This window comes from Vibrio sp. 10N.261.51.F12 (assembly GCF_041471725.1).
Classification (GTDB): Bacteria; Pseudomonadota; Gammaproteobacteria; order Enterobacterales; family Vibrionaceae; genus Vibrio.
The window spans coordinates 14269-28662 of the sequence record NZ_JBFROV010000027.1 but is presented as its reverse complement, the minus strand read 5'-3'; the positions used below and the strand labels follow the sequence as shown (position 1 = coordinate 28662).

Annotated in this window: 11 protein-coding genes; 1 reads left to right on the top strand and 10 read right to left on the bottom strand. The window is 42.9% G+C overall.

The annotated features are described in order from the left end of the window. Positions 1–50: 50 nt before the first annotated feature. Positions 51–977: a tripartite tricarboxylate transporter substrate binding protein gene (locus AB4405_RS15815; RefSeq protein ID WP_372061762.1), complete on the bottom strand. Its 927-nt coding sequence runs from the start codon at positions 975–977 to the stop codon at positions 51–53. 19 nt (positions 978–996) lie between these two features. Next, positions 997–1467 (bottom strand): hypothetical protein, encoded by a 471-nt coding sequence (locus AB4405_RS15810; RefSeq protein ID WP_372061761.1) that lies wholly within the window; start codon positions 1465–1467, stop codon positions 997–999. A gap of 479 nt (positions 1468–1946) precedes the next feature. Here AB4405_RS15810 and AB4405_RS15805 point away from each other — a divergent pair, with 479 nt between their 5' ends. Further along, positions 1947–2117: a hypothetical protein gene (locus tag AB4405_RS15805; protein ID WP_372061760.1), complete on the top strand. Its 171-nt coding sequence runs from the start codon at positions 1947–1949 to the stop codon at positions 2115–2117. 395 nt (positions 2118–2512) lie between these two features. On the opposite strand, the gene AB4405_RS15800 is transcribed toward AB4405_RS15805, so the two are convergent. The 8 genes from AB4405_RS15800 to AB4405_RS15765 all read right to left on the bottom strand — a co-directional run bounded on the left by AB4405_RS15800 (position 2513) and on the right by AB4405_RS15765 (position 14308). Continuing rightward, on the bottom strand, positions 2513–3163 hold the full coding sequence (locus AB4405_RS15800) for a hypothetical protein (protein ID WP_372061759.1): 651 nt from the start codon (positions 3161–3163) through the stop codon (positions 2513–2515). Between the two features lie 113 nt (positions 3164–3276). Then, positions 3277–5001 (bottom strand): aspartate:alanine exchanger family transporter, encoded by a 1725-nt coding sequence (locus tag AB4405_RS15795; RefSeq protein ID WP_347231008.1) that lies wholly within the window; start codon positions 4999–5001, stop codon positions 3277–3279. A 229-nt stretch (positions 5002–5230) separates the two neighbouring features. Continuing rightward, a complete protein-coding gene (locus tag AB4405_RS15790) occupies positions 5231–6604 on the bottom strand; it encodes a glutamate decarboxylase (protein ID WP_372061757.1) in 1374 nt (457 codons plus the stop codon). A 426-nt stretch (positions 6605–7030) separates the two neighbouring features. Continuing rightward, a complete protein-coding gene (locus AB4405_RS15785) occupies positions 7031–9292 on the bottom strand; it encodes a multiheme c-type cytochrome (protein ID WP_372061756.1) in 2262 nt (753 codons plus the stop codon). A gap of 217 nt (positions 9293–9509) precedes the next feature. Beyond that, on the bottom strand, positions 9510–11054 hold the full coding sequence (locus AB4405_RS15780) for an arylsulfatase (protein ID WP_102469338.1): 1545 nt from the start codon (positions 11052–11054) through the stop codon (positions 9510–9512). Between the two features lie 209 nt (positions 11055–11263). Continuing rightward, positions 11264–11698, bottom strand: a complete 435-nt coding sequence (locus AB4405_RS15775; protein ID WP_372061755.1) for a hypothetical protein — start codon at positions 11696–11698, stop codon at positions 11264–11266. Positions 11699–11897: 199 nt separating this feature from the next. Next, positions 11898–13067, bottom strand: a complete 1170-nt coding sequence (locus tag AB4405_RS15770; protein WP_372061754.1) for a glyceraldehyde-3-phosphate dehydrogenase — start codon at positions 13065–13067, stop codon at positions 11898–11900. 314 nt (positions 13068–13381) lie between these two features. Continuing rightward, positions 13382–14308 (bottom strand): LysR family transcriptional regulator, encoded by a 927-nt coding sequence (locus tag AB4405_RS15765; protein ID WP_372061752.1) that lies wholly within the window; start codon positions 14306–14308, stop codon positions 13382–13384. Positions 14309–14394 lie beyond the last annotated feature (86 nt).

Sequence of the window (14394 nt, the reverse complement as noted above, 5' to 3'; positions counted from 1 at the left end):
GAATGAGAAACGAAAAGCAGGAACAATAACCGTTCCTGCTTGATGACATGTTATTGGATTAGTTTACCCAGCGACTTTGAATCTTGGTCGACAAATTCTGTGAACGCTTGTGCGTCCATATTATGAATTGTCATTGCACCTTTCTCCATGAAATCAATGAACTCTGGAGAAGCCATCGCTTGGTCAAACGCTTTGCCTAACGTTTCAATCACCTCATCTGGCGTGCCTTTAGGAGCGCCAATACCACGCCATGTACCTGTGATTACATCAACGCCTTGCTCTTTAAGAGTTGGAACTTCTGGGATGAAAGCAATACGTTCTTCTGACATTACGCCGAGTGCTTTAAGTTGACCTGAACGCAGTTGAGCAATGGCTTCCCCAGGTGTCACCATTGTTACATCGGTGTGTTTACCCAGTACTGCCGGGATCGCCTCTGACGCACCGTTGTAAGGGATCGCATTAAGCTTGATATTTTGGTCTTTTTCCAGAGCCATTAAGTAGAAATTAGGCGCAGCTGTTGAAGCAAACTTAACTTTCCCTTCTCCTTTTTTCGCTTCAGCAATCAGATCATTAATCGTGTTATAAGGGCTATCAGCGGAGACTAATACGACCGCTGGGTCTAGGTTAACCATACGAATCAAACGGAAGTCATCAGCGTCATGCTGCATTAAGCCCATTTGTGGTAGCGATGCAATTTCACGAGTCACTACAGTCAGCGTATAACCATCAGGTCGTTGCTGTGCACCGAAGCTCATTCCCACCGCTCCGGCACCACCTGTGCGATTCATGACCGCGATGTTTTGGCCCAGAACATCTTTCGCTGAGTTTGCCAGAGTACGGCCAACCGCATCTGTACCACCGCCTGCGCCAAACGGGACAACAAGGCGTATGTTTTTACTTGGGTAATCCGCTGCAATAGCAGATGTAGAAAGAATAATACCGGCAGTGATAAAGAGTTTTTTTAGTAAGTTATTCATAATATGACCTTTTGACCTATTATCGTGTTTGTTGTGTAGGGGTATTGGTTTTTATTGTTTGGTATTCACTGATTGTTATCTGTTCAATGGCTAAAGCAATCCAACTGCTCACTAGCATGTCGTACCATTGCTCTACTCCACTGCATGCCACCACTATATCGCCATAGACGAATGAGCCGTAGAACAGCACATCGCCCTCTCTAAGTGATGAAGGGTGTTGGGTTTGAAGTTGCATGTTAGGGCATGAATTTCGCCACGCTTGGTGGGCTTTTTTCTTTGCAAGTTCATCGAATGGAATTGTCCATCCGGTAGGGTTACCTAATGATACTTCCACTAAAATGGCTTCCTCGAATGAGGCTTCCCACGGTTTGATAGTTGGATCCATAACAACAATGTGGAGCTCTTTGCGATTCGTTCGTTCAAAGAGTCGCTCAATCGACGGTTTGGTGAGTTCGATTGCATCTAAAGCTATTGCTTTCGCGTTTCTCATACATAATCTCCTTATCTGCATTTACTATATTGTAAGACAAATTAAATTATTACTCGGGGTTCGACTAAATGATAATTTGGTCACATACGACTGAGGAGAATTGCGTTTTCGATCATGAATTAAAGGATGCTATGGATAAGAAAGGTGACCTATAACTGATTTATAACAAATAATCACCACGCAGAATTTTATATTCTAATAGTACATATGACGGATATTGATGCTAACTAAACTATCAATTCAGAGTATTTGTTCAATAACTTATTGTTTTTGATAAACAACTGACGAACGAGATATGCTCTCTTGCCATTGTAACTATTGGGTAAACTCATAAAAGGTAAAGGTCTACGTCCAATATCAAGCTGCAAACAAGTTTGTACTCAGCCATCTATCTACATATTTGATAGTACGTAATTCGTTTCTCACTCCCGCCTAAGCTAAAGTTCGTTTTCTCAATTATTAAATCAACAAGGCAACACATGAACGACGCAATTGATCTGTTACAGATGTGCGTCATGGATGACCGAAATTTCATATTGGCTTTTATTACCGGCTGCGTATTTATGGCACTCTGGTTTGAGTTTCGTAAGTTTAGAAATGCTTCCTCATCGCAACATGCAATGAAAGTAGATGAACATGAATCACGCTAGATTGGCTTCAAACTAGGTGGATAATAGCCCTGTGAACAAGTGCCTTGATTTCATTTATTAACGCTTTGTACCTTGCTTAGCTCTTACTCAATCAACATGTTTGCGTAACGTGTATGAAGTCGAGAATGACCTCGGCCCCGAACCATAGCTCTACGCTCCAGTATTTACATCCCGAGCCCTAATTAGGGTGCTAGTGGACTCGTGCCACTAGTCATTTTTCGGGCTGACGATATGCATAGTTAAGGGGTGAGTAAAAGTACCTTGACCGCAAATCCTTTCGCCAATTGCAACTGGCTTGGTCATACGCTAGTTTCAGCGTTACCGATCATTACATCGTTGCCTTACCTATAATGAAAAGGCGATTGGCAAGGATACATTACATGTTATGTCAATTCTCACCACACAATGGGTTGAAACAATTCGTTCAAATAATGCGGAATTGCCAAGCCTTTCGTTTGAGTATTAAAGGCCTCAAAGACAAAAGCTTGATAGTTGAGCCAAGTTATTGCAGCAAGCATTAGAATGTAGCTTAAGCCTAAGTAACGGTTAATTGTTTTAGGGAATGGCGAACGGATGAGAGTAACCAATGGTCCAATATAAAGGGTAACAAACCATGCGGTTGCGCCTAGGTAATAAATGGCTTTTCTGAATATTGTTATTTGGATTTCTTGGGAAGGCGCGAGCTGAATAGCCAGCAGGAATTGTTCGTTCAGTGGTGCAAAAAAGCCGGTTACCGCATTCGCCAAACCAAAATACATCAATAAATCGCCGACAATAAAAGACCAGTGATCACACGTTCCCGTGTCGTCGATCGCGCAAGAATTTAAAAATGCCACAATGGCCAGTAAGGAGCAAGCTAGCGATAAAAACAGCGCCATGTCGGCTCTAAAGTGCACCGTATGAGTTAAACCTGGTACAGAAATACCGCCTTTCATGTTGAGTAATTCTGAGATTTGAAAAGATACGATCGCGATATTAAAGCCAACAACCGTTAAACGAGCTCTCATTACGTTGATAGCAATGCCGATACGCAACGTGTCAGTCATAGTTTGTATCCAAATCCGTAAACAAAGAAGCGTAGCAGCACAATATTGTGCGCTGCTACGGTAGATAAATGATGAATATAGACAAGGTTTGGCTTACGCCATTAAGCGCCTAATTATGAGAACACCATCGCAATATACCCAAGGATTAGAACTATCGCGGAGGTGAGCGCGTAAGGCACAGGATAAGCCACAGCCGCAATACCGCTTTGTGATAGTTCCTGAATACCATTCAATGCTGGTGTACTGTTTCTTCCTCCGGCACAAGCACCAGCCAGAACCACTGGGTTCATTTTTCTGAAGTAGTAACCGTATATCCACGCTAAGAAAGGAGGAACGAGCGCACCAAGCAATCCAAGCACTACAATCCAAATCACGATACTACCTTGGAACGAAGACATGATTTTAGGACCCACGCCAGCTGCAAGTACCGCAACAAATAAACTCAGGCCAATATCATTCAAGAATGCTCTTGCACCTTCACTGGTTGGGCCGCCGAAATCAGGGTTTCGTGTTCGCAACCAAGAAATCAAAATACCCATTAGCATACAACCTGCTGAAGTGCCCAGCGCAAAAGGTATACCACTTATCTCTACACTCGCATGACCAATCACAAAGCCAAAAAATAGCGCAATAGACATGAAAGAAACTTCTGTGTAAGTACTTTCTACAATTGGCACAGCCTTTAGTGACTTAGCGGCTTGATCAACGCACCACTTGGGACCCGCTAGACGCAGCACATCACCCTTTTCGACGATGGTTTTCGGTAAGTGAGGGATCGCAACACCAGCTCTGAACATCGATTTCAAGTGGATACCAAAACCGATCTCTAAACCTAATTCTTCGAGTGTTTTTCCTGCGTATTCACTTTTACCTACGTGCACATCAGCAACTTCGATATCAACCATTCTTGCTTTTGGCTCTGATATTTCTCGGCCAACTGTACCTGTTCCTTTCAACAACAGACTATAGTCACCCATTACGCCGACAATATCGCCCATTTGTAGCTGAGGATTATCATGTGCATCAATCACGGCATCACCGCGAACCACTTTTAAGATGGTGGCGTGTGGGTTCATGGCAAACAATTGGCTGATGGATTTACCCACTAACTCTTCGTGTTCTACTACGTACGAGCGGATTTGTTTATCGGTGAAACCAAGTATTGACGCTCCCTCCGTACCCGGTAGAGCTCCACCGTCTTCACCACCAGCAAACTCTTTTTCTGCTTTTGCTGCTTCAACAACAGGATCATGGCCAAACATTTTCGGTAAATACTTGATCAGTAGAATAATAAAGACCGAAGACAGAACGTAACTAATTGCGTAGCCCGCTGCCATATTTGCACCCACCATATCGGCGGTAACGCCTTCTGGCAATTTGAACGCACCGCTAGTGATGGCTGACTGTGCCACACCCATTACCGCAGTTACAGTGTAACTACCAGAAATGATACCAGCGGCATATCCCGGCCCAAGATCCAACACTTTTGCGCCCAAAAAGACGATAAGAAAATTGGAGAAAACAACAATTAAACCAATGACTAGGAAATCAACGCCACCTCTAGCAAGGCCAGAGAAGAATTGTGGACCAACTCGCATACCCAGCGCATACATAAAGAGCATTAGAAAAATGTCTTCTACCAACCCTGGAATGTCGTAAACAATTCCGTAAAGTGCACTAGACGCTAGAGCAATCAATATCCCAGTAACTAGGGTGCCTGCTGTAGCGCCCAGGCAAATACCACCGACGGTAATACGCCCTAGAGGGTAGCCAATCGCAAGGGTAAGAAATAGATATGCAAACGGATTTTGTGCTAAATAATTTAACGCCCATGCGATTCCACTATATGACTCAGGTTCAACGGAAGACGCATATGCACTTCCAAAAAATAGTGACGCAAGGGTGAAGAGTCCTAATATTAAACTGATGATATGTTTTGGAGGGTGAGACAAGTACCCTGCAATTTTTGTAGGTGTGGTCATAGTACCATGCTGCCTGTAGAGATAATTAAAAGAAGAAGTAAACGAATTACTCCTTCTTAACCATTAATGTGTTAGCCGTTATGAATTAACACTTACCTGATGAAACCTTGTGAAGGTCATGCAGTTTCGGAGGCGTCGCATTACCGCCGTGCTCTTCAAGGTAATCACAAGCCATTTCAATGTCTTTGATAAGGATGTCTGCAGCATCTTTATTTAGGTGTGGCCTTACCACGATTCTCAGGCTATTAACTTCCTCTGCATTTGCCGGCATTGAATAAGCTGACAGGATCCAACCGCGCTCACGAACCTTATTTGAAATATCAAATTCGTTGTAGTTTGTGACAGACTTATCAAGCGTCAATGCAACCACCGGAATACGTTGAGTCGTATTCATTACAGTAAACTTACCTGTTGCTAATAAACGGTCACGAATATATTCAGAGTTTTCTAACGTCTTCTTCATAATACTTGTGTAACCTTCTCTACCAAGTCGTACGAAGTTGTAATACTGGGCAAGTACCGTTGCTGAGCTCTTACTGAAGTTCAGGGTTGCCGTCGCCGCTTCACCACCGAGGTAGTTAACGTAAAATACAAGGTCTTCATTGAAAACCGCTCGTTCACGGAAGATAATCCACCCAAGACCAGGAGGAACTAAACCAAATTTGTGTCCAGAAGCGTTGATCGATTGAACACGCGGGAGACGAAAATCCCACTCATAATCAGGATATAAGAACGGGTTTACAAAGCCACCTGACGCCGCATCAATGTGCATTGGGATCGAAACACCTGTTTTCGCTTCATAGTCATCTAGCCAGTCATGGATCGCTTGGAAGTCATCGTCTTCACCCGTAAATGTTTGACCAGCAATACCAACAACACAGATCGTATTCTCATCAACGTATTCATCAAGTTGTTCCGCGGTTAGTCTGTATTGGCCTGGCTTCAATGGTACAATTCGTGGCTCAACATCAAAATATTTAAGGAATTTTTTCCAAACGATTTGAACATTACCACCTGTTACCATATTGGGTCTTGTTGTATCTTTACCCGCTTTTTCACGCGCTTGACGCCAGTTCCATTTGTGCGCAAGACCAGCCAGCATACAAGCTTCCGAAGAACCAATCGTCGCAGCACCGTAAGCTTCAACATCGCTTGGACCATTCCAAAGCTCATGAAGCCACTTCACACATTTTGCTTCAGTTGCTTTGGTGTGTGGGTACATATCTGGGTCAGCAAAGTTTCTAAATGAACCATCCTTGAAGATCTCAGCCGCTTCTGGTTCCATAAAGGTTGTCACAAACGACGAAAGATTTAAATTCGGGTTGGCATCGGTCCAACACTCACTTCTTACTAACGCCGCAGCTGCTCTTGCTGCCATGCCTTCTTGAGGAAATGTTTCAGGTAGTTCGATATTAAATTGTTCAAATGAATTCAAATTAGAGTGTTTTTCTTGTGACATTGTATTTACCTATTCGATTACATAAATTATTAACGTTATTTAAATAACAATATTTCTTATACATTCTTTGTTAATTTACTCTGTGAATAAAATTATTCTAAGTACCTAAACCAACTGCGAACGATAGTAATAAAATAAGAATAAATCGTTAACTACATTTTGAATGACTCGATCCATCAAAAATGCAAATACACACTAAAATAGCAAATCGAAATATTAAAAAACTTACAAAATCAACAGGTTAAGATTATTGCAACATATACAAAAAAAGTTATCATCATAGTAAATATTGCAATACGACCATATTCCGCCGTAGCAAATAGTGCTCATCGTTTAGGCCAAGTAAACGATGAGCACTATTTTATTATAAACAGAGTAGTCTCCGTTTATAATAAAATCACAAGGTTATTTATGATATCTACTGTCCTAGTACTTAACACGCGATTTTAATTGCTCTACAACGTTGGGAGGCGCAATCGTACTTAATACTTTAATACAGCGCTCGAAAGACTCAGCGACCGAACCTGCCGTGTAGTTCCTCGCCAATACTTCGCATTGCGCATACACATGCTGCGGGTTTTTACTCAATTTATAGGCGGTTTCCAAGGCCTTGGCCGCTGCGAGTACATCACTGCGTTCCAACGACAGTCCGTAAACATACCAATATTGTGGATTGTTCTGAGCATTTTGTGCGGCCAGCTTCAAATACTGGTTCGCTTGTGTGTAATCTTTCGCTCGTAGTGAGGCTAAGCCAGCACTATAAGGTAGAACACTTGATTCAGGCTGCGCAGCCATACCTTGCCTTAAAATATCGATTGCCGCTTTTTCGTTTCGCTGCGAACGATACAAATCCGCTAAGTTGACATAGCTGTTCTCAAAATAAGGTTCTATTGCGATTGCGCCTAAATAGAAGTCGATCGCCTGTTGAACGTCACCTAGACTGCGGTAAACGTTACCCAAATTGGTTCGTCCAAATCCCCTATCGGAATTAAATGTTTGAATGGCGATGTAATCGTCAAGTGGGGCTTTTAACGCATCCTTTTGTGCTGGGTTCATTTCGCTCCAACCTGGAACCAATGCACCAGCAGCTTCTGCTCGTACCGACAATACAGAGTCATTAAGCAATGGTTCAAGTATTTGCCAACGATCAGCAAACGAATATCCTGACGACCCCGCAACGGCGCCTAGACGAATCATTTCATTCTCATGTTTGACCGCTCGCCCCAATGATATGAGTGTGTTCTGTCCGGTATTACCTGCCATCCGCTCAAGCGCTGAGGCGCGAATGATATTCGCCAAACTCGAATCTTGTGAGGAATAGGCCAACGCGTCAGGTGCTGATTGATGCCCAATGGCGTCAGCGTAGAATGCAACAGAGAAGTGCTGTTGATTCCTATAACTAGAGTTGGGGAACCATTCACCAATGTGTTTATCCGCCCATTGGTTAGTTTCACCTTCATGACAACTCGTGCATACGTTTGGGGTATTAATATGTTGGCTCAGATCCGCTCGTGGCACGTGCCAGCTATGATCGCGTCGTGGATCAACTTGCATATAAGTCGTTTCCGGCATGTGGCAGGTTGTGCATTTAGAGGCTTCGGTGTTAGGTAAATGGAAGGTATGTTTTTCTGGTGTATATTCAGAGGCAATGTGGCACTGACTGCACACCGCTTCTTCCGGTATCTTTAGCTTAGTACTGTGTGGATCGTGACAATTGGAACATGTCACCCCGCTCTCAGCCATCTTCGATTGCAGGAATGATCCATAGACATAATCTTCGTCGTAAATCTGCCCATCATTGTGATAAAGCTCTGGTGCAATAAGACTCAAGCGGTATCGATCAAAAAAAGAATCTTGAACATGATCACCGGTTTCATTTAGCTGAGTGCGACGACTATGGCACTGAGCGCACGTTTTCACTTGGTGAGTATCGAAAATTTCCTTCGGTTGTAACGTTGTATTGCCTTCTTGGTATACCCATTCTTTCACCGACTGCGATAGGTCTCGATTAAACCCAAAATGCGCAGGGATTGGTGAGTTGGGCTGAGCGTCGATTTCTTTCGCAAGCTTAATATGTTCACTTGCGGGCCCGTGACAAGCTTCACATCCAACGTTGATTTCAGACCAGGTGGTATTATAGGTATTGGCTGCACTGTCGTAGTTTTTTTCGAGATTGGTTGAATGACAATCGGCGCACATAAAGTTCCAGTTTTGCCCGGTGTTCGTCCAATAAAATTCGTCGTTAACCGTCGTATCTGGGTAGAGATTAAACCAGCGCTGACCACCTTCGTTTTTATCTCTCGAATCCCAAGCAAAAGGAATCAGCTGTACTCTGCCATCATCAAATTCGACCATATACTGCTGCAGAGGATCAAAAGCGAAGGTATAGGTAATTTGATAATCATGAAACAAGCCGTCAGGTCCTTCAATATTGACCCAAAACTCATCGCCCTTTCGAAAGAACCGATTAGGCTTACCGTTATGTAGAATAGTTTGGTCATTGAAGTCACCTAGCACGCTGTCATCTGACGCATGTTTCATCGCCATATCATGGTCAGACCCCTGCCAAGCCTGTGACTCCTCTTGATGGCAATCAATACACATGTCACTACCAACAAACTCGGCTTGCGGCACAGATAAGGCGACACTTGGGAGCGGTAACGCTAAAGCGCTAAAAAACCCTAACATTAACCATATTCTACAACTAAACGAATTCATAACTATCCTTGTTCATGCGCGTTTTTAAGCACCGGTTGCTGCGTGATTATATTGTTCACATAATGAAAGATAGAGTAATTTTTCTTTGTTAGACAAATAATTAGCGGCTTGGTCGATATAAATTGTTATGGGAATCAAAAAAGAGCTCTCACGAGCTCTTTTTATACGTTGAATTTACATTGTCTTGCTATTTATTAGGCGATTCCTGAAGCTTCTCCATTACCTGGTCTAAACTAAAGCTCGCCGCTTTTTGGCGTGGTGGAAACTCTTTAAATGTTTGCAAGAATTCTCCCACATACGCTTGCGCCGGAACAAACATATAAGCATGATCAAGAAGCCAATCGTAATAAGTGTTCGAGGTAATGTCTGCGTTTTCGTACGGGTCCATACGTAAGTTAAACAATTTAGGAAGACGTAATGTCACAAATGGTTCCGACCAAATTTGCATCGTCCCTGTTGCTCTTTGCTCCATAAATACCGCTTTCCATTGATTGTAACGCAACGCAGCCAGGTCACCATCATCTGTGAAATAGAAAATTTCCGAGCGACGTCCCTTCTCTTCTTCACCGGTTAAATAAGGTAAGAAGTTATAACCATCAAGGTGTACCTTGAAGGTCTTATTACCCGCTTGATGGCCTTTCAGCAATTTTTCTTTTATCTGATCATCGCCTGCTGCGGCGACAAACGTAGGCATCCAGTCCATATGATGCATAATCTCGTTAGAGACGGTGCCGGCTTCAATCTTACCCGGCCAGCGAACCATTGCTGGTACTCGATATGCGCCTTCCCAGTTGGTATTTTTCTCACCTCGGAATGGCGTTGTCCCCGCATCTGGCCATGAATTCATATGCGGGCCATTATCAGTAGAGTAGAACACAATGGTGTTGTCTTTGATGCCCAAGTCATCCACTTGTTTTAATAACTCACCGACGTGGCTATCGTGCTCAACCATCGCATCTGCGTAGTAACTGATACCCGTTTTACCTAGATTCTCATCTTTAACGTGGGTTCGAAAATGCATCCGAGTCGCATTCCACCAAACAAAAAATGGCTTCTCTGCTTTAACCGCTCGTTCCATGAAATCCAGAGCGACCTCCAACGTTTCTTCATCGACGGTTTCCATACGCTTACGCGTGAGTGGTCCCGTATCCTCAATCTTGCCATCCGCATACGACTTAATTACACCACGCGGACCAAACTTCTTCCGAAACTCGGGATCTTTAGGATAATCAATATTCTCAGGCTCTTCTTCTGCATTTAAGTGATAAAGATTGCCAAAAAACTCATCAAACCCATGTGCTGTCGGTAGGAATTCATCCTTGTCACCTAAATGGTTTTTACCAAACTGGCCTGTCATGTACCCCATAGGCTTCAGTAATTCAGCAATGGTCGCATCTTCTGCCTGGAGGCCAATATCAGCCCCGGGTAAACCCACTTTACTTAAACCGGTTCTCAATACACTTTGGCCGGTAATAAAAGTAGAACGACCTGCGGTACAAGACTGCTCGGCGTAATAATCGGTAAACATCATGCCTTCTTTTGCAATACTATCGATGTTCGGTGTTTTATACCCCATTAAGCCGAATGAGTAGGCACTGACGTTCGTTTGACCGATATCATCACCCCAGATTACAAGAATATTTGGCTTTTCTGCTGCCATGCTGCTTGTCGCACCCATAATGGCGACGGTTAGTACTGCTAATTGGCGTTTAACACCATACTTCGCTGTCATAGAGACCTCTACACGTTATCGTTATTTGCATCCTGCATAACAACGTATAGCTTACATTTCATACAATCGCGAACGTTCCAACCTATTAAGTTTATTATCAGAACGGTGCCACATAGAGGGCATGAATGGCACTTTAAATATCTTTAATTTAAAGAACTAACGATAAAACTCATTGAAAACTTAATGATGCTGCCTTACAAGCATGATAATTAATCACTTTGCTCTTCTACTTCAATATCTTCGACGCTATACAGAATGGACTCTAACACCTTAATATTTTCTTTATCAGAATCTCCCGCTGCTAAAAACAATTTTTGGGCTAAGTTATTTGACTCTTCACTCGCCACACTTGCATACCAAGGGTATAAGTTCAACGAGGACAAATAGAGGTCATCAATTATTTCCATCATTTGTTTCGTTACATTAGATTCTGACTGACTACTCTCGATGCCCTCTATGAGCAGCTGGTTCGTTATTCCTATTTCTCTTTCAATAATCGAGTCGATTGCAGAATGGTAATGGACCCAACGGCGATGATGCGTTAATTGACTATCTAGAAATCGAAGCGTAGCGATCAACTTCAATTTGTCACATAGCGTTTTATTCGCAAAACCTCTGACACGTTCATACGTCACATTTGCCATCGCTTCTCCACAACAACTCATGGTACCCACACTTCGATTAGTTATTGTGGCCCTTTGTTTACAAACACGACATTCTAGCGTGTCATATAGGTATACTTCATCGACTCTCATATCTCACCTTTTAACCAATATTCATAAATTTAACTACGTACAACAATACATATTCTCAGCCGCGCTACCTAAAGCTCAGCATTGCCATTTAAATCCCTGTTCCTACCTGAAAATACACAGCTCGATCTTCTTCGCTTTTTGCAATATCGATGCCCACTCGCAAGCCATATCGACGGGCAATAAGGTACCTCACCCCCGTCCCGTAGCTGTAATGACGGTCATCCTTAAAAAGCTCGTCCGTCGCATCCGTTGCCGATCCAACGCCACCAAATAGTGATGTCGACCAACGGTTCGTTATCTTGTAAGTCACTTGAGTTTCCACTGACGCAGTTGATGTACCTTGATAGCGATTTCGACCAATACCTCGAAGTTCAATATCGGGATAAGCTGCGGGAGGTAATAGCCGTTCATCAGTAGATAATGTATTGTATTGAGCCTTTATCGCCCCATCCCACTGCTTTGCTAATGGAAAGTATTGAACACCTTGTACTTTGAAGGTTTGATAGTCATAGTCACTACCGATACTGTCGTCGTAGACTTGGTATTTCGCGATATAATCTCCACCAGCGGTTGGATATAAGAAGCTATTTCTCGTATCGTATTCCGCAATCAGGCCCAACCCAGAAACATTCGGGTCAGTATTTAACCAAGTTGTGGCGATGTGATTAATCTTGTCTGCATCGACAATACTCAATTTTGGCTTCACAAATTGCTGGGTGAATCCCAGAAAAAGTGGCGTATCGGCAATCCTAAATTGTAGTTTTTGCATGACACCACCACCATTCATGCTCATCTCAAACCCATCAGCATCGGCTCCTGCCAAAGGCGTGTAAAAATTCATATGAATATCGCCGTAAAATGCGCCGCCCATATAACGAATATTGTCTTTTTTCCAGGTTTGACGGTGACCGACAAAACCGCCCCATGTGCCATTCTGTGTTCCGAATGCACCTACAACGCTAATTCCCGGGGTCATTAATTTTGCACCACCATTAAGTGATTTTTGTGCTTCTTTTTTGCGCTTGGCTTTTTGGCTATCTGATTCATGCAAAAATACGCCCATCATTCCGCCGCCATATCCTAAAGCGGGTTCTGTTATAACGATCGGTACCGGCAAAAAACCGTAAGCGTTTTCCGCAAGGTATTCTCCCATGTCTAATTTATTATCAACGGGATCGGTAAAACTAACCGCAAGACAATGGAAGCTAAACAAGCTGAAAAGAGCCAATGTGATGAATCGTGTGTAGCGCATTTGCATGGTTCTCAAAGAATAGATGGCTACATGCTACATTTAGGGGGAATATTGAGCGATAGAATGAGGCTAAAAAGCCAATTAAGTGCTGTTTATCGATGTATTGGTTTCAAAGGTTTAAATGCTTATTGAAATGAAACTTATCTTTTACGTTATATTTTTATAGTAAAAATCAAAGTCCCATATTCCGTTAAAGTTAGCGAATCAAAAATAAATAAGCGCATGACCCAAATTGCAGACCCATGTCGCTTAATACATAGACTTCGCCTTATCTATATCGTGACACTAGACGGCCAGAATGGAAGAAAACACCACCTACATCATAAGTCCTTTTCAGGCTCTAGCAACAATGAGATTTCCTCAACAGCCGCAACAATTGCCTGTCGGAACCACTCATGACCCGTATCTTTATTTTGAGAGTGATGCCATGTCATATAGACCGGCACTTTCTTTGTTTCAAAAGGGACAGGGAAAGTATTGAGACCCAGCGCATCGGCGTATTTTTTTCCATGCCATTGACTGGTAACGCATAGCCAATCGGTTTCCGCGGTGAGCGCTAGCGCCGTAATATTCGATCCAGTTGCATACGCAATTTTTCTTTCTGGTAGCGTCATTGTCGCTAAGGACTCAAGCAAGAGCGTATTCAACCTTTCCGTTCGCCAAATTATATGAGCTTCATTAACAAAACTATCTAATGTTAGCTCTGTTTGCACTCGTGGATGCTGTTTCCTAACGGCAACTAATAACTCCTGCTCAAACAAAAGCTGATTATGATAGCCGTGGTCTTGCAATGGAACGGTTGCCAAAATCACATCCACTTTACGGCGAATTAAGTCATTTTGTCGGTCTTGTTCATCAAGATGTTCAACATCTGCTTTGATGTTAATGTTCGGTGCATGTTGTTTCTTGTAATTCGTAAGTGGTGGCACAATCAACAGATCAATGTCTTTATGGCTCGAGATTCTAAAGGTTCGCTGGCTGACATTTGGGTCGAATGCCTTCCTTGATTTAGCCCCATTAAGAAGAAAAGACAACGGTTCTTGTATTTCGGCATGCAGCTCTATGGCAAAATTAGTGGGTACTATTCCTCTTCCTTGCCTCACAAAAAGCGGGTCCTGGTATTGGTCACGAAGTCGATTAAGTGAATGACTGATCGCTGGCGCCGTTATGTTCAGTACGTCCGCAGCCGCATTTACACTTTGCGTTTTCATCACTGCATCAAATGCTTTTAAAAGATTTAAGTCCATAACCGCTCTCATTAATGATTTGTAATAGGCACAGAGTTAATACTAGATTAAATCGGTCGTTATCATAGATTGATTCTGATGGGCTT